Here is a 17,357-nt window from a genome sequence, read left to right as displayed (position 1 = left end):
ACAGACTCGAATCGACTCACTCAACAAGAGACGAATGTCTCCCTCATTTTTGCTTTGGCAAAACATGAGGACCAATCCTTTATTCCCCAGTAGGAACCCTTATTTACGTCCCTCCTCTCCTTTTTTACCGAGCCCTATCATCAATCAAAATGTAGAGGTCAAAATTGACTCTACCCTGAGATACAATATTGTAGATGAACTTGACAGTACCCGTGTAGGAAATGAACAAGAGTACGATTTTGACCAATTCTCAAAAATTCAGGAATACAAAGTCAGACAAGATTATTGGAGAAGCCGTGCCAGAGGTGGAGATGGAGAAAGTGCTGTAGAAGGAAGAGGATTGATACCTCCCCTGACAGTAAGCCCTAACTTTGACCGAATTTTTGGTGGCAGTGAAATCAACATCACTCCTACAGGTTACGTCAATCTGGATTTTGGAGCCATATTCAGAAGAATAGATAACCCTACACTTCCAATCAGGCAGCAGCGTAATGGGGGATTCAATTTTGATCAGCAAATCCAAATGGCTGTCAATGGCTCTTTGGGTGAAAAGATGAAAATCGCCGCAAATTTTGACTCAAACAATTCCTTTGATTTCCAAAATCAAATGAAATTAGAGTTCAACGGCTTTGAAGAAGATATCATCCAGTCCATAGAAATCGGTAACGTTTCTATGCCGGTTCAAAATAGACTAATTCAGGGAGCTCAAAATCTATTTGGTGTTAAAACCCAAATGCAATTTGGTAGGCTAAACGTCACTGCTGTAGCATCCACTCAAAGAGGGAGAAGGGATAATCTGGTGATCGACGCAAATGGTCAGGGAAGGTCCTTTGAAATTCAGGCCTCCCGCTATGATGAAAACCGACACTTTTTCCTATCTCACTTTTTCAGAGATAATTATGAGCGCTGGTTGAGAGGATTGCCTCAGGTCTTATCGGGAGTAAATATTACCAGAATTGAGGTGTATATCATGAACCGGGCGGCCAATACTGAAACCCTGAGGAATTTCGCTGCTTTCATGGATTTAGGCGAGGGACGCAGACTTTTAAGTCCTAATAATCCAAACGTTGGCCCGGGAGAACCTAATGCTCCGGCAGGAAATAGAGCTAATCAGCTTTTTGGAAATATCGCAAACAATCCATCCTTTAGACCTTTTGACACTGGTTCCCGAGCTATTGAAAGTTCATTGGGGCTGAGAAAAGGTGTTGACTTCGAGCAAATCAACGGTGCCAGAAGACTGGAACAATCAGAGTATTTTTTCAATCCGCAACTAGGATATCTTTCCCTATTCAGAAGACTTCAAAATGACGAAGTCTTGGCTGTTTCTTACGAATACACCTATAATGGACAGGTTTATAAAGTCGGAGAACTAACAGAAGATTACCAGAACAGGCAGGAAGATGAGTTGATTTTCCTCAAATTATTAAGACCTGCAAGAATCAATACCCGAGTTCCAACTTGGGATTTGATGATGAAAAACGTCTATAGCCTCAATGCCAGTCAAATTTTGAGAGATGGCTTCCAACTTCAGGTGATCTATAGAGATGATAGAACAGGCTTGGACAACCCTTCCTTGTTAGAAGGCCAAAATGTAAAAGATATCCCACTGATTCGATTGACGGGCTTGGATAATCTCAATCCACAAAATGACCCAGCTCCAGATGGAAACTTTGATTTTGTAGAAGGACTGACGATGATTTCAAGTCGGGGACTTTTGATATTCCCCAAACTGGAACCTTTCGGCTCCAATCTTGCCTCCCAATTCCTTCCGAGCGAGGCAGTTTTGAGGGAAAAGTATGTTTACGATACGCTTTACGCTACCACCCAAGCAGACGCCGAGCTAGTTACCAGACTGAATAAATACTTTATCAAAGGTAGATTGACTGCAGGTTCGGCCAGTGAAATTCAGTTACCGGGCCTGAATATTTCTCCTGGATCAGTTATAGTCATGGCTGGTAATATTCCTCTAACCGAGGGAGTAGACTTTACTATTGATTACAATGTAGGTCGACTTGTTATCATCAATAATGCGATTTTAGAATCCGGAAAGCAATTAAATATCAGCTTTGAAAAGGCAGATTTGGTTTCATTCCAGACACGAAGTTTGCTCGGTACCCGATTGGATTACCTGTTCAATGACAAGTTCAATGTTGGCGGTACATTCCTTTATCTTAATGAAAGGCCTAATGTCACCAGAATAGCTACCGGTAATGAGACTCTGAGGAATAGCCTTTGGGGATTGGATGCCAATTTCTCCGATGAGTCAAGATTCTTGACCAAGCTGGCTGATGCATTGCCATTTACTGATACCAAAGAAACATCCTTGGTTCAAATCAGCGGTGAGTTTGCGCATTTGATTCCGGGTACATCCAATAGAGTCAATGGAGAACAAGCATCATATATTGACGATTTCGAAGCAGCAATCACTCCATTCAATTTGGGCGGTGCAGCGAACCAAAACTGGAAACTAGCCTCCACTCCTGCTACTCCGGACAATAGATTTGATTTAAGCAATCAAACTGAAGATAATCTCGGAGCTGCTTATAGAAGAGCAAGAGTGGCTTGGTATAATATTGACAATATTTTCTACAGAGAAAATGGACCGGGAGTCCCTTCCAACATCACTCGGGAAGATCGCCGAAACCACTATGTCAGAAGAGTAGTTCCTCAGGAAATTTTCCCTCAACAGGATAGAGATGTGATCATCACACCTGAGCCGCTTTTTGAAATGGCATTTTTCCCAAGTGAAAGAGGGATGTATAATTACAACCCTAACTTAACTGCAGATGGACTTTTACCTAATCCGGAACTGAATTACGGAGGGGTAACGAGGGCAATTACCACGGAGGTGGATTTTGACAGAACCAATATAGAATATGTTGAATTCTGGCTTTTGGATCCTTTTATTCAAGGTGAAAATGGTCGGGTTCTGGATGGAATTTTCAATACCAATAACACCACGGGAGGAAAGCTATTCCTGAATTTAGGTGATATTTCTGAGGACATCATGAAAGATGGAAGCCATGCCTTTGAAAATGGATTGCCTGCAGATGGAGATCCTTCAGAAACCCGAATCAATGAATGGGGTAGAATTACAAGAAAACAGTTTTTACTTCCTGCATTTGATAACTCTGAAACAGCTAGACAAAATCAGGATGTAGGATTGGATGGCTTAAAGAATGAAGATGAAGCTGTATTTTTCCAATCCAGATTTTTGGATAGGTTGAATGTAAGTCCACAGGCTTTGAATCAAATCAGACAGGACGTTTCAGGAGATCTTTTCCAGTACTATTTGGACGAGCAGTTTGACCAAAACAATGTCAAAATTCTGGAACGTTACAAAAAATTTAATGGTATGGAAGGCAACTCTCCAGTTACCGCCAACCAAAATTTACCTTACACTCCTTCAGGTTCCAATAACCCTGACAACGAGGATTTGAATACCGATAATACCATCAACGAACTTGAAAATTATTACGAGTACGAAATAGACTTGAGACCAGGAAATCTGGAAGTAGGTCAAAACTATATCGTAGACAAAGTAACCCATACTGAGGCTGGAGAAACTGTGAATTGGTACCTCTTTAGAATTCCGGTTCGCCAGCCTGACCGCACACAGGGTGATATCACAGGTTTCAAGTCTATTCGATGGATGCGAACCTATATGACAGGATTTAGTCAGCCAGTTGTATTGCGTATGGCTAATTTTAGAATGATTGGAAGTCAATGGAGGGTATTCCAGGAATCTCTTTTTGAGAGAGGATTTTTTGAAATTCCTGAGCCAGACAATTCTAATGTCACTGTGGATGTGGTAGGTATTGAGGAAAACTCTCAGGGAAGTGATACTCAAAGCCCTTATGTACTTCCTCCAGGAATTGTCAGAGACAGAGACAATACTTCCACTGTGGAGAGGAGATTGAATGAGCAGTCTTTGAGAGTTTGCGTGGAAGATTTAGCTGCCCGAGATGCCCGCGCTGTATTCAAAAATGTCACTTTGGATTTGGTTCAGTTTGAGCGAATCAAAATGTTCTTCCATGCGGACAGTGAAGATGCTTTGGATGGTGAACTGACGGCATTCCTGAGAATTGGAACAGATTATACTGATAACTATTATGAGATAGAAGTCCCTTTGATTATCACTCCAAAGGGAACGAGAGATCCAAGGCAGATTTGGCCACTGGAAAACGAGATTGACATCGCCATTCAAGAAATCGTGGACGTAAAAATTGAGCGGGATAACATGAGAGTTCCGCTCAACCTGCCCTACTCTAAAACAGTAAGACAATATAAAGTGACTGTGGTAGGTCGACCTGAACTGAATCAAACTCAAGGCAGCATGATTGGGGTGAGGAATCCAGGTACCGGAGTGGGAGGAAGTAGAAGTGTATGTATTTGGGCCAATGAATTGAGAGTAACAGGATTTACCAAATCCAATGGCTGGGCTGCCAATGCTTATATCAATGCCAAGATCGCTGACTTGGCTGTAGTTTCGGCATCCATTAGACATAACAGCATTGGCTTTGGAGGGCTGGAAACCCGTCTTTCTCAAAGAGCTAGACAGGCCACTACTCAATATGATATTTCCACCAATGTCAATGTAGACAAGCTTCTTCCAGAGCAATTGGGAGTTAGCATTCCCATGTATTTCAGTGTAGAAAATTCTACCACCCGACCTGAATATGATCCTTTAAACCCAGATGTTCCATTTGAATTGGCCCTTAGTAAATTTGAAACCGATAGTGAACGCGAGGAGTATAGGCAGATTGCTTTGGATCAGTTGAATCGAAAAAATATCAGTTTCAACAATGTCCGAAAACTCAAATCCAATCCTGAAGCTCCGGCACGTTTTTATGATATCAGTAATTTCTCTTTTTCATACGCTGTAGGAACAGTCACTCAAACCAATGCCCAAATCCAGCAATATGATTTCAAGACCAACAGGGGGAATGTCACCTATTCTTATTCACCTAAACCTCTGAATTTCGAGCCTTTCAAAAGCTCAGGGGCTCTCAACAAACCTTACTTATCATTGATCAAAGATTTCAATCTGAACCTTTCCCCAAGTCTGATACTTGCAAGGCTGGATGTAGATAGAAGATTCCTGAGATCACAATACAGAAATGATCAATTGAGTACCAGTGGAGTGGATCCTTTATTCCAAAAGTCATTTTTCATGAATAGGTTCTACACCTTGAATTGGGATTTAACCAAAAATCTAAGGGTAGATTATACCGGAACTGTGATGGCTGTCATCGATGAACCCCAAGGGGATTTGGACACACAGGAAAAGATTGACTCAGTCCGAACCAATTTTTGGAATTTTGGAAGAAGGACAAATTATAATCATACTGTCAATCTAAACTACACCATTCCATTCTCGAAAATCCCTGCTCTAGATTGGGTTCGCTCAGATTACCGATACAATACCACTTATTCTTGGCTTACAGGAGCCATAGGCCAAAGGGATACCTTGGGAAATACTATTCAAAACACCCGTGAGCAAACTATCAATGGGAAATTGGATTTAGTAAGGCTATATAATAAAAACAAAAAACTTTCAGCACTGAATGCTCCTGCGAGACCGAGAATTCCGGGCAGAACTACTGTTAATGCTGAGGATACGATCGGAACCCCATTCACCAATAAAATATTGAAGTTATTGATGATGGTGAAGGAAGTAACTTTCAATTACGGGGTGATTGAAGGAACCTTCCTCCCAGGATATCTTCCCAACACAGGATTATTGGGAATGGACAGAGCCTTTACCAATCCTGGATTAGCCTTCCTTTTTGGAAGCCAAGACCCTAGAATCAGAACAGAATTAGCCATGCGGGGAGTCATGGCTCCAAGCGCCGAATTAACCCAAACCTTCAAGCAAAATAGAGCTGTGAACATGAGGTATGGTGCTTTGGTAAGGCCTGTACGAGATTTCACGATTACATTGAATGCTGATAAACGGGAAGTTGGGGATTACCAAGAAATATTCAGGAACTCCATGGAGAATCCGGGGGAATATTTATCCATTAGTCCTACCAGAAACATGCAGTCTTATTCTGTGACTACTATACTTCTTGGGACTAGCTTCGCAAGAGATGATGAGCGAAACAACTCAGCTATTTTCAGTCAGTTCGAATCCAATAGAGCTATTTTCAAATCCAGACTGGATGCTGCCAATCCTGCTGCTGGAGAGTATGGAATTAATGGTCAGGATGTATTAGTGCCTTCTTTCTTGGCTGCCTATAAAGGAAAAGATCCAAATGAGTTTGATTTGAATCCATTCCCGAAAATCCCTGTCCCTAACTGGAGAGTCAATTATACCGGTTTGTCAAGACTGAAAGGCCTAAGCGATATTTTCAGCAGCATCAATATTTCCCACGGCTATGCATCTACTTATGATGCCAGCAACTTCTCCAATTCATTGCAATATCAGCAAGGACTGGAATTATTTAACAGTTTACAGCAAACCAGATTACCTAACGAGATCAATGATGAAGGACTATTTATCCCAATCTATGTCCTCAATCAGGTAGTGCTTTCAGAAAGATTTGCCCCATTGATTGGAGTTGACTTGCTAACCAAAAACAGATTGAACATTACAGTCAACTATAATAAGGAGCGGAATTTAGGTTTGAACTTCTCCAACGCGCAAGTCACAGAGCAGCGTTCCAATGATTTTGGTATCAACATAGGCTATATCAAATCAGGAATGAAGATTCCATTTAAAATACAGGGAAGAGAAACTATCCTCAAAAATGATTTGACGCTAAGAATGGATATGAAAGTTGTGGACACGAGACAGGTGCAAAGAAAAATTGAAGAGAGCAGCACTGTCACAAATGGAAACTTGAACATTCAGATCAGACCGACGATTGGCTATGTCATCAACCAAAACCTGAATCTGACTATTTATTTTGACCGAACTATCAATGATCCACGTGTAACCACTGCATTTAAGAGAGCTTCTACAGCCTTTGGTGGACAATTAAGATTTAATTTATCTCAATAGATTTTTTAAAGAAGGGAATCATCTTATTTTTGGACTCCCTTATAAAAAATTTACCGAACATGAATTTTCCTCAAGAATTAAAGTACACCAAAGATCACGAGTGGGTGAAAATAGATGGTGATGTTGCTATCATCGGAATCACAGAATTTGCACAGTCCGAGTTGGGCGATATTGTCTATGTAGAAGTTGAAACTGTAGGAGAGACAATAGAAGCAGGAGAGGTTTTTGGAACAGTGGAAGCTGTAAAAACTGTTTCTGATCTATTTATGCCATTGAGTGGTGAAATCCTTGAGTTCAATGAAGAACTTGAAAGCTCTCCTGAGTTGGTGAACGAATCACCTTATGAAAATGGCTGGATGGTCAAGGTGAAAATCAGTGGTGACCTGCCTTCTGATTTGATGAGCAGCGAGGAATACTCAGAATTAGTTGGGAAAAATTAATTCTCAATTTTGCGTTTAGTTTTTGCTATTTCCTGGTTATTGATTTTGGCAGTTGCCATGCTGACACCGGGAGATAAATTCCCTGAAATAGATGCTTTCGATTTTCAGGACAAATTAATTCATGTACTTTCATTTGCGATTTTAGCTTTCCTTTGGGCTGGCATTAGATTTCAAAAGAAAAAACAAGGATTTCAGAAACTAAATATCCCAATTGTATTGGGTTTTGTGGTATTACCATCCTTTGCTTTTGAACTGGGGCAGTTGTTTGTTCCCAACCGATCCTTTGATGTATTTGACTTGATTGTCAATCAAATAGGGGTTTTATTGGGAATATTAGCATATTTTAAGACTCTCTCCATACAAAATCGCTTGGATTAGTGCATCATTATCCTTACAATTGTTAGACTGAATAAGAAATCATTTAACCTATATAATCAAACTCAACATGGAAGCAAAAAAGACTCCCAGTGCTGATTTAACCAAAAAGACAGGAATGTTCCTGAATTTGGGTTTGGCATTGGCTGTAGGAGCAACACTTGCTGCTTTCGAATGGAAGTCATTTGATGATGGTGCCTTGAAAGATCTAGGCATGACAGATGACAACTTTGAAGAGCTGCTCGATATTCCTATTACCGAACAACCACCTCCACCACCTCCACCACCAGTGGAGCAGCCTATCATCCAGGAAATTCCTGATGAGGTTGAAATCGAGGAAAAAATTGAGGTAAACTTTGACGTTGACGTTAAAGAGCAAACTGTAATCAAAGAGGTTGTTATTGCTGAAGCTCCAGTAGAGGAAAAAGCAGACGAAATCTTTGACGTGGTAGAAACTCAGCCTCAGCCACCAGGTGGTATGTCAGGCTGGAATCAGTATCTATCCAAAAATCTAAAGTACCCAACTCAAGCAAGAAGAATGGGTATCGAAGGTACAGTTATCGTAGTGTTCGTTATTAATACTGACGGTTCAATCCAAGACGTTGAAGTTTTGAGAGGAATCGGGGGCGGTTGCGATGAGGAAGCTGTTGAGGTTGTGAAAAACGCACCTAAATGGACTCCAGGTAAGCAAAGAGGTCGTCCGGTAAGAACTCGTATGAGACTACCTATTAGATTTAAATTGAGCTAATCAATTAAATATATTAAGAAAGCCCAGCATTGTCTGGGCTTTTTTATTGCCAATTTTTTATAACTTTTAACATAGTTAATTTCTCTTAAATTGCTAAATGCCAGCCTTTTAATGTGTAAATTCTTTGGTAATTCATTTTTAACCACAAATCATATTACACATGGAACTGAAAAAGAACCCCAAAGCAGACGTCAAAAGGTGGTCTGGAACTTTGCTGAATTTTGGCTTGGCAACTAGCATAGGTCTGGCTCTCGCAGCATTTGAATGGAAAAGCAACCAAGGTGGACCTATCAAAGAAATTCCCAATACTCAACAGGCCTGGGAATTAATAGATATCCCACTTACCATACAAACACCTCCTCCTCCCCCGCCCAAGGCACCGCCTGTTTTGAAGGAGCAACCCAATGACATCGAAATTGAAGACCTCCAAATTCCCATAGATATCAATACTCAGGAAACTGATAAAATCCCTGATGTCATTTTATCTGAGGGACCGCCAATAATAGACGAGGCGGATGAAATTCGAGACTTTACAGAAGTTCAAGCCTCATTCAAAGGTGGGATGGAAGCCTGGTACAAATACCTACGAGACAATTTGAAATATCCTCCACAAGCGAGGAGAATGGGCATTGAAGGAACTGTTTTGGTGCGCTTTGTAATCAACAAGGATGGTTCTGTTCAGGATGTAGAAATCATGAGATCAATTGGTGGAGGTTGTGATGAAGAGGCTATCAAAGTAATCGAGGGTTCACCGAATTGGAATCCCGGAAAGATGGGAGGTTTGCCTGTTCGCTCAAGAATGGTTATGCCAATCAAATTCAGACTGAATTAAAAAAGGGGCTTCGGCCCTTTTACTTTTTTCAAAAATGATGAAAGGGCATATTTTATTTTTTATTTCCCTTATTTTCAGGATGAATACAATTTAAGCCCATGAAAAACTGTCTCATCCTTCTCTTTTTTCTTTCCCTGATATCTTGTAAATCTGATAAGTATGATCTTATCATCATCAATGGTACCATTCTGGATGGAACCGGTTCGGATTCCTTTCAAGCCGATATTGGTATACTAGATGAACGAATTGTAGAAATCGGTAACCTGAAAAATGCAGAAGCAAAAACTATCATAGATGCCTCAGGGATGGTGGTAAGTCCTGGCTTTATTGATATGCATACGCACTTGGAACCTATCATGGAAATGCCGGATGCCAAAAGTTTGATTATGCAGGGTGTTACGCTTGCATTAGGTGGGCCAGATGGAGGAGGGCCTTGGCCATTCGGTTCATATCTGGATTCATTAGAGCGACTAGGAACAGGGCCAAATTTAGCTTATCTAATCGGGCATAATACCATTCGAAGAGAGGTAATGGGAAATGTCGACCAAGCCCCTACTCTTTCTCAAATGGACTCTATGAAAAACTACGTAGAGATGGCGATGAAAGAAGGTGCATTCGGAATATCCACCGGTTTAAAATATTTACCGGGCACATTTGCTAAAGTGGATGAGATCATCAGTCTTTCCAAAGTGGCTTCTTCCTATCAAGGTATTTATACTTCACACCTTAGAGAAGAAGGATTAGGACTGATTGATGCTGTACAAGAAGCGATTTTGATTTCGAAAGAAGCTGAAATCCCTGTTGTACTAACCCACCATAAAGCCATTGGAGTCAAAATGTGGGGGGCAAGCGTGAAAACACTGAGCTTGGTGGATTCCGCTAGAAAGGAAGGATTGGATATAATGATGGATCAGTATCCTTATGCAGCTTCCCATACCGGAATCAGTGTATTGATTCCTAGCTGGGCCTTGGAGGGAAGCGAATTTTCCAATAGAGTGCAAGACCCCATCTTAAAAGACAGTATCAAATCGGGAATCATATTCAATATCCTGAATGACCGTGGAGGGAATGATTTGAGAAGGATCCAATTTTCAAGAGTATCTTGGAGAAAAGAATTGGAGGGTAAAACTCTACATGATTGGGCAATATTGGAAGGAATGGAGCCCACTGTGGAAAATGGAGCTGAACTGGTCATTCAGGCCCAACTAAACGGTGGAACCGGTACCATTTACCATGCAATGGACGACGCCGACGTCGAACGAATCATGAAGCATCCTATGACGATGATTGGTTCGGATGGGAGGCTTTCACAGCCTGGAGACGGACATCCTCACCCAAGAGCCTATGGAACCTTCCCAAGGATTTTGGGATACTATGTAAGGGAAAAAAACATTTTAGACCTCCCTACTGCAATCCATAAAATGACCGGACTTTCTGCTCAGAGACTGGGGATTCAAGACCGGGGAATTATCAAAAAAGGCAATTTTGCAGATTTAACCATTTTCGATCCTGAAAAGATTATTGATCGCTCTACATTTACTGACCCGCATCAATATCCTACTGGAGTTCAATTTGTTTTGGTCAACGGTCGACTTATAGTCGATCAAGGTGAGTTTCAAGACATCAGACCCGGGAAAATTCTGAGAAAGAATAGGATGGATTAATATCGCTTTCTGGGGTACCGATAGAAATTATTTCTTCCTTTATAATTGAGTTATAGGCAAGCAAAAAAACAAAAATGAATACAAATGGAAAAAGTATCAGCAAACTTGAAAGATGGAGCAACCTGCAAAGTTGTGGGGGGGACCCACAAGGGAAAGTCAGGAATAGTAAGAGACATTAACACCAGTAAAGGTGGAAATGTAACAATCACTGTTGTTCAAGAAAACGGAGTGAGATTTAAAACCCTTGCTCGAAATGTTGAAATTCAAATCAAATAAGTAAAATGAAATTCACTCAAGAAATAGAGATAGAAAGACCAATTGACGAAGTCATTTCCCTTTTCGATAATCCTGACAATATGGACAAATGGATGGACGGATTGAAAAGTTTTGAACCAATTAGTGGTACTCCAGGACAGCCAGGAGCAAAATCCAAATTGAAATTTAAAATGGGTAATCGTGAAATTGAAATGATCGAAACAATAACGACTCGCAATCTACCTGGTGAATTTAGTGGGACTTATGAAGCAAAAGGTGTTTTCAATATTGTGAGAAACAGGTTTGTTAAACTTTCCGAAAATAGAACGAAATATATAGCAGAAAATGAATTTCAATTCAAGGGATTTATGAAACTAATGGGTTTCTTGATGCCAAGTGCTTTTAAAAAGCAATCAATGAAATATTTGGTTGCATTTAAAGAGTTTGCTGAAAAAGGAAAATAAAAGCCAGCCTATAATAATGGGTATAAAACATAGGGCGGACAGTGGTTTCCGCAAGTTTTGGGCACTTAATCAAGTTCGTTTCGGGCGGACAGTTAATAGCATCGAAATGCCCTACGTTTCATACCCGAGACCGATGGAAAACAGAAGACAGAGGGTAGCCTGACCTTATACTTTGAGAATAAACTGAACTGTATTTTCTCTATATTTCCATTAGAGAAGATATCGAGAATTAAACAAATCGAACTCATAAAAAAAGGGCTTTTCAGCCCTTTATTATAATACATTCATGGATTGTTCCTTAATTTTTTCAAGTTCATCCTTCATCAATATGACGTATTGCTGTATGCCTGCATCATTCGCTTTGGAACCAATAGTATTGATTTCTCTTCCTATTTCCTGACTGATGAACCCTAATTTTTTACCCTGATTGGATTCTTCTTTTAGGCTTTTTCTGAAATATTTGAGATGCGTATCTAATCTTACTATTTCCTCATTGATATCCAGTTTCTCAAAATAGTAGATCAACTCCTGCTCAAAACGATTTTTATCGAAGTCATTTTCATCCAACCATTCTTGGAAGTGTCCGCGAATTCGCTGTTTGATTTTTTCTTTTCTCTGCCCCTCCTCTGCTTTCACTTTTTCAAGCCCTGATGCAATAGCTTCTATGTTTTCCAACAATTTTTGCTCTAGCACCTTGCCTTCATCAGATCTAAATTCATCACATTTTGCCAATGCCTCTTCGATCACTTTTTTCACCAATGCCCATTCAGCCTCAGTGTCACTTTCATCGGTATTGGTATTTGTGATTACAGAAGGAGCCTGTAATGCTAGTTTGAATACCTCCGCAGTATTTGCTCTCACTGTTTCAGAAAGATTCTGGAACTTGGAATAATAAGCCTTAAAAAGCTCTTCGTTGATACTGACAGGGATATCAGAAGTATTTTTAGCTAAAAACTCAATTGAGATACCTACTTTACCTCTTTCCAGGACGGCTTGAGTCAGATTTCGAATTTCCAATTCTTTATCTGAAAACTGACGGGGACTCCGAATAGACAAGTCTAGAAATTTTGAATTGAGAGACTTAACCTCAACGTGAATCATAAACTCCTCATTCTCCCATCCGGCATTTCCGAAGCCGGTCATAGATTTAATCATGTGTGGTGGTTTTAGAAATTATAGCCTAAAGTTACATAGAACTTTAAATCTTCAGCCTCATAATTTCTGATAGGTCGCGCTACATCTAGTTTGACATAGTAATTAAGGAGCACAGTGCGTAGTCCAGCTCCATAACTTTGCAACCATGGGTTATTAAAATTATTCAAAACTATAGTAAAAGGCGAACCCTCAGTGTTGATCACTTCGGTATTCTGATCATTTACCCGCTCCCATGGAGCAGACTGGTTCCAAGCTGAACCTATATCATAGAATCCAACAAGCTGGAAGTTCCTGATGAAGTTGGATGTAATATTTCCTCTGGTGAGATAAGAGAAAACAGGGATTCGAAGCTCTGTGGTAAAAGTAATCACCTTATTTCCTCTGATTTCATCGTAATCGTATCCTCTCAAATCCACAAAATCCGCAAATAGAATATTGGAATTTTCTACCCCGTTCGGATTTCTTACAGGCGATGCCTCAGGTCTATTGGAAGGCGGTCTATAGAATTCATTGAAGAGCCAGTTATCCATTCCTCCGACCAAATAGGTTTGAGGATTATTGCCAAAGAATGACCCTGCATACAATCTGGAAGCCAATACGATATTCTTATGGATTCTTTGGTAATTCCTAATATCCAAGTAAAAATTACTGAAGCTTCTGGAGGAATTATTCAAGCCTTGATAGTGCATGAAACCAACTTTACCCTTCAGACCAGTTTGAGAATACAAACCGATTTGCTGGGTCTTATCATAAACGAATTCCGCCTTTGCACCAGCATAATTTACATCAAAGCGATTTGCTGGTGAATTGGAACCCAAAATCAGGGAATCAGAATTCAAATTGAAATACTGAGTTTTTGCAAGGAAAGGAGCAACGTATACTCTGGCGTTGACATTTAAAGGATAAGCAACTCCTGTCTCCACTTTGGAAAGAATATACTTTTGGAAAGTGATATCCCCTTCTGTGATGCGGATAGATCTTCTATCAAACCTTCCTCGGAAATCAAGTCTACTTTTCAAATATTCATATTCGAAGTACAAATCCCCTCCAGACCTAAAATCCAAAGCTTGAGTTACCCCACCCTGAAAAGAATGATTATCCAATAAATCGGTCATTTTTCCATGAAGGCTTATTCCAAAACCCCTTAATGGATCGACAATAAATCGGGTATTGATATTATTCGTAAAGAATTGTGGCTCCATTTTTCTAGGCCCAGTCACCCTTTTTTGAAGACTTTGCTTTCTAAAAGATTCAAGCAGATTGACTCTGTTTTCCTGGGCATTGGCTTGCTCCAAACCTTGCTGAGGACTAGGCAATGAGTCAAATGTATAATTCTCTGTATTTACCCCATTCCCTTTTTGGAATCTTAACCTATCCAGATTAATTGAGGAAGTTGTGTTGCTGGCCACTGTGTCCATTTTCACTTCCTCCGCTGGCTTAGGAACAGTTAGCGGAGCTGTTCGCTGAACTCGGGTCGTATCTTCCTTAGGAGTCTCTAATAGCCGTCTCGCAGCTATTCTTTCGTTCAAGCTTTTTGCCTGCTCCAACTGTACTCTCGGAGTACTTGGAGTAAAGCGATCAGAGCCACTGTAATTTTGCAAGATTAGGAAGCTCTCTTTTCCATCCCGAACCGAGAATGCTATTTTATTCATTCTTGAATTGACATCGAAAGACTCTAAACTTTTATCATAACCTGAAATCTGGCTTGCAACCTGATTTCCTACATTGAGTCTCATCAAGTTATTAATACCACTTAGGTCTGATAAAAATACCACTGAATTGCTATTGACTTTTCTAGGTCTCACATTCTTACTCAAGGCATTGGTCAGTCTGCTAATTCGAATCGTGTCTCTTACTTCCAATAAAAATAGATTATAACTATCTGGAAAATCCTTCAGGTTAGTTCTTTGCTCTGCAGTGGAATCAGACTTTTCGGTGAAATTAGAAGAATAAATAATGGTCGAATCATTCAAAAACATAGGGGTCAAATCATCAAACTCATCGTTTGTCAACCTTCTTCCCTGTCCTCTGGTATTAAGTGTGTAAATATCTGTTTTTCCATTAGAAATGGCTGAAAGCACCATATTTCTTCCTGTACTGTTGAAATCCAAGCTCAAAATCTGGTTGATATTTCTGAGGAAAATCTTGTCTTGGGTGCTTCCGTCAATGGAGCGCAGTCTCAATGTGGTCAATCCTCTTTTGAAAGATGCTATGGCTAGGTTAGCTGAATCTCTCCAAGCTATGACTGGAGCTCGGAAGTTAGGGTCCTGATCTTCATAGACCGCCCCACCTGTAAAAAGAGTTCGCTCGAGTCCAGAGGTAACTTCTCTTACCTGAACTTTAAATTTTCCGCCATTATTGATCACGTAAGCCAAGTTCAATCCATCCGGACTGAATTTAATATCATTGATGACACCTTCTATTCTCGGAGAGGTTTCAGCAATTGCCGAGTTGCTAGATATATCCTGGAAGGTTTGGGTTACCTGCTCATTGATAGTGATGTAATACTTTCGCCAATCTTCTTTGAATGTTTTGTAGTTCAAACCTACTGTATTGGCTATACTATTTTCCTCATTTCTGTTAATTCTGGAAAGATTGAGTATGCTTGAAATATACCTTCTTCCATAGCGTTCCGCTATGTAGTTCCAAACGGATTGACCTACCAAAGCCGCCTCGATATCAGTCAATTTGAGAATTTTCGGATTTTCTTCCTCTCTGAGATAATGTCTGATATAATCATCCATTTCCCTACTCCATCCTTTCGCCAAGTATAAAGAAATACCTTCTACATACCATTCCGGAAAGGCATTCATCAAATTAGACTGAAATGCATCAGCTACAGATGCACCATACAACATTTCTTGGATAATAACTTTGGAAGTAGCGTATATCAGGTCTTCTTTAAAAAGATCCACTTCTCCTTTGTATGCTACTTCTGCAATTAATCGACTGAAGTTAGTTTGCCCCTCCTCGCTAAACTCCTGCTTATTCAAATTAAGGTTGCTTTGCAGTAGTTCTTCCGGAGTATTGTAAATGTAAATTTTAGGCTTGGTATAGGCTACATATCCGATCATTTGAGTAAGTCGCTGGAACTCTGACTCCAAATATTCAATAGCCATTTTGGCATTGGCGCCTCCACGATCGTAATAATAAACCTCAAAATTATTGGAGGAATAAAAGTACCATTCGAATTCCTTATGCTGCACTCGGTTTTTCCCGAAGCGCTCTTGGTCAAATTGTGCTAAAGCCATTCCGGCGCTTAGCCAGAGGCCTAAAAAAAGAATTAATCGCGTCAACTTTATTTGCATTCTATACCCAGATAATGTCTAAATATAATTAAAATACCTAGTGATCGCTACCTCACTTGGAATAGGAGTGGATCGTGTAAGGTGATTCACCATGACTTGACTGTAAAAAGGGATCAATGACACTCCTTTAGCACCAAAACCATTAAATATGTAAACGCTCTGCAAGTCAGGATGTTTTCCTAAAAAAGGTTTTCTATCCTTCGTCGCCGGCCTAATTCCTGTCTTGTGGCTGACATATTCTTCAACTGGCAGCTGAACTAATCCAGCTAGGCGCTCAGTCAATTCATTTTTTGCCCGTTCAGTTGGCCCTTGATCCAAGTCATGCCAAGTGTAGGTAGAACCCACTCTGTGAATTCCATCGCCTAAGTGAACCCTAAACACACCTCTATTTACGATGTAATCCGGGCAAAAATCTTGCTTCACCTCTAAAATTTCTCCTTTCACCGGAGCAAAAGGTAGAAAACCGAAAAATTTAGACTGATTGGCCGCCACCCCACTGCAATAAATCACAGATCTGGTCTTAAGGTCTCCATAATTCCAAAATCCTTCTTGAAATTGGAGTTGATCCTCCTGTAAATAATCCAAAATGAGGTCCTCCCCAAAATATTCGCTCATGGCCTCCATGAAGGCTTTACTATCCAGCCAACCTGAATTTTTCAGCAAAACCCCACCGTATGGATCCTTTAAAAATTCAGACTGGGATTCTTGATATATTTTTTGGATGTATTTGGAAAAACCTGGATCTGCACTATTTCCCATCCATTCATTCTGTTCTTCTATAGAAAGGAAAGGTCGGTAGATATTGATTGGGCGAAGAAAGCTTTTTTTAGTAACCTGCTCCAACTCCTGATAAAAAGGTTCAATCTCTGGAAATAACTGGTCGGCATTCCATGTTTTAACCATTTTTCTCCCCGTAACGGGATTGTATAGGCCGGCAGCAATTTTGGTAGATTGATTTAAATCAGGCTGATCCAAAAGCTTGATTTTAAATCCGGCTTTCTTTAGTCTATATCCTAATGCAGAACCTGCTAAACCTTGACCTATGAGCAAAAAATCTATTTCCATAACCCAAAATAAAGGTTTTATTCCTTAATTTGTTTCAAATGGAAA

The 17,357-nt window shown here is 40.2% G+C and carries 11 protein-coding genes; 8 read left to right on the top strand and 3 right to left on the bottom strand.

What is annotated here, in order from left to right; all coding sequences use genetic code 11:
- Positions 1-64: 64 nt before the first annotated feature.
- The 8 genes from sov to BM073_RS02005 all read left to right on the top strand — a co-directional run bounded on the left by sov (position 65) and on the right by BM073_RS02005 (position 11,784).
- Positions 65-7,006, top strand: a complete 6,942-nt coding sequence (gene sov / locus BM073_RS02040) for a T9SS outer membrane translocon Sov/SprA (RefSeq protein ID WP_245756348.1) — start codon at positions 65-67, stop codon at positions 7,004-7,006.
- 59 nt (positions 7,007-7,065) lie between these two features.
- Positions 7,066-7,446 carry a glycine cleavage system protein GcvH gene (gcvH, locus tag BM073_RS02035; protein ID WP_091649561.1) on the top strand — a complete coding sequence of 127 codons (381 nt, stop codon included), beginning with the start codon at positions 7,066-7,068 and terminating at the stop codon, positions 7,444-7,446.
- 9 nt (positions 7,447-7,455) lie between these two features.
- A complete protein-coding gene (locus BM073_RS02030; protein WP_139217425.1) occupies positions 7,456-7,824 on the top strand; it encodes a VanZ family protein in 369 nt (122 codons plus the stop codon).
- A 67-nt stretch (positions 7,825-7,891) separates the two neighbouring features.
- A complete protein-coding gene (locus tag BM073_RS02025; protein ID WP_091649556.1) occupies positions 7,892-8,569 on the top strand; it encodes an energy transducer TonB in 678 nt (225 codons plus the stop codon).
- A gap of 160 nt (positions 8,570-8,729) precedes the next feature.
- The gene (locus BM073_RS02020) at positions 8,730-9,401 is read left to right on the top strand and encodes an energy transducer TonB (RefSeq protein ID WP_091649553.1); all 672 of its coding nucleotides are present in this window, start codon (positions 8,730-8,732) and stop codon (positions 9,399-9,401) included.
- A gap of 98 nt (positions 9,402-9,499) precedes the next feature.
- Entirely contained in the window at positions 9,500-11,065 is a 1,566-nt protein-coding gene (locus BM073_RS02015) for an N-acyl-D-amino-acid deacylase family protein (RefSeq protein ID WP_091649549.1), read from the top strand.
- Between the two features lie 84 nt (positions 11,066-11,149).
- Positions 11,150-11,341 (top strand): KOW motif-containing protein, encoded by a 192-nt coding sequence (locus BM073_RS02010; RefSeq protein ID WP_091649546.1) that lies wholly within the window; start codon positions 11,150-11,152, stop codon positions 11,339-11,341.
- A gap of 5 nt (positions 11,342-11,346) precedes the next feature.
- Positions 11,347-11,784: an SRPBCC family protein gene (locus tag BM073_RS02005; protein ID WP_091649543.1), complete on the top strand. Its 438-nt coding sequence runs from the start codon at positions 11,347-11,349 to the stop codon at positions 11,782-11,784.
- A 273-nt stretch (positions 11,785-12,057) separates the two neighbouring features.
- Here BM073_RS02005 and BM073_RS02000 read toward each other — a convergent pair whose 3' ends face one another.
- The 3 genes from BM073_RS02000 to BM073_RS01990 are packed head-to-tail and all read right to left on the bottom strand — an operon-like array spanning position 12,058 to position 17,312.
- A complete protein-coding gene (locus BM073_RS02000; RefSeq protein WP_091649540.1) occupies positions 12,058-12,939 on the bottom strand; it encodes a YicC/YloC family endoribonuclease in 882 nt (293 codons plus the stop codon).
- Between the two features lie 11 nt (positions 12,940-12,950).
- A complete protein-coding gene (locus tag BM073_RS01995; RefSeq protein ID WP_091649537.1) occupies positions 12,951-16,247 on the bottom strand; it encodes a biopolymer transporter Tol in 3,297 nt (1,098 codons plus the stop codon).
- Positions 16,248-16,265: 18 nt separating this feature from the next.
- The gene (locus tag BM073_RS01990) at positions 16,266-17,312 is read right to left on the bottom strand and encodes an NAD(P)/FAD-dependent oxidoreductase (protein ID WP_091649535.1); all 1,047 of its coding nucleotides are present in this window, start codon (positions 17,310-17,312) and stop codon (positions 16,266-16,268) included.
- Positions 17,313-17,357: the final 45 nt, after the last annotated feature.

The sequence above is a fragment of the Algoriphagus ornithinivorans genome, assembly GCF_900115305.1.
GTDB classification, from domain to species: Bacteria; Bacteroidota; Bacteroidia; order Cytophagales; family Cyclobacteriaceae; genus Algoriphagus; species Algoriphagus ornithinivorans.
The sequence above is the reverse complement of the archived record's forward strand: the minus strand, read 5'-3'. Positions and strand labels throughout refer to the sequence as shown.

What these genes read in the sequence shown, in the direction of transcription:
- sov (WP_245756348.1), top strand. Translation starts at nt 65, where the DNA reads ATGAGGACCAATCCTTTATTCCCCAGTAGGAACCCTTATTTACGTCCC.
- gcvH (WP_091649561.1), top strand. Translation starts at nt 7,066, where the DNA reads ATGAATTTTCCTCAAGAATTAAAGTACACCAAAGATCACGAGTGGGTG.
- BM073_RS02025 (WP_091649556.1), top strand. Translation starts at nt 7,892, where the DNA reads ATGGAAGCAAAAAAGACTCCCAGTGCTGATTTAACCAAAAAGACAGGA.
- BM073_RS02020 (WP_091649553.1), top strand. Translation starts at nt 8,730, where the DNA reads ATGGAACTGAAAAAGAACCCCAAAGCAGACGTCAAAAGGTGGTCTGGA.
- BM073_RS02015 (WP_091649549.1), top strand. Translation starts at nt 9,500, where the DNA reads ATGAAAAACTGTCTCATCCTTCTCTTTTTTCTTTCCCTGATATCTTGT.
- BM073_RS02010 (WP_091649546.1), top strand. Translation starts at nt 11,150, where the DNA reads ATGGAAAAAGTATCAGCAAACTTGAAAGATGGAGCAACCTGCAAAGTT.
- BM073_RS02005 (WP_091649543.1), top strand. Translation starts at nt 11,347, where the DNA reads ATGAAATTCACTCAAGAAATAGAGATAGAAAGACCAATTGACGAAGTC.
- BM073_RS02000 (WP_091649540.1), bottom strand. Translation starts at nt 12,939, where the DNA reads ATGATTAAATCTATGACCGGCTTCGGAAATGCCGGATGGGAGAATGAG.
- BM073_RS01995 (WP_091649537.1), bottom strand. Translation starts at nt 16,247, where the DNA reads ATGCAAATAAAGTTGACGCGATTAATTCTTTTTTTAGGCCTCTGGCTA.
- BM073_RS01990 (WP_091649535.1), bottom strand. Translation starts at nt 17,312, where the DNA reads ATGGAAATAGATTTTTTGCTCATAGGTCAAGGTTTAGCAGGTTCTGCA.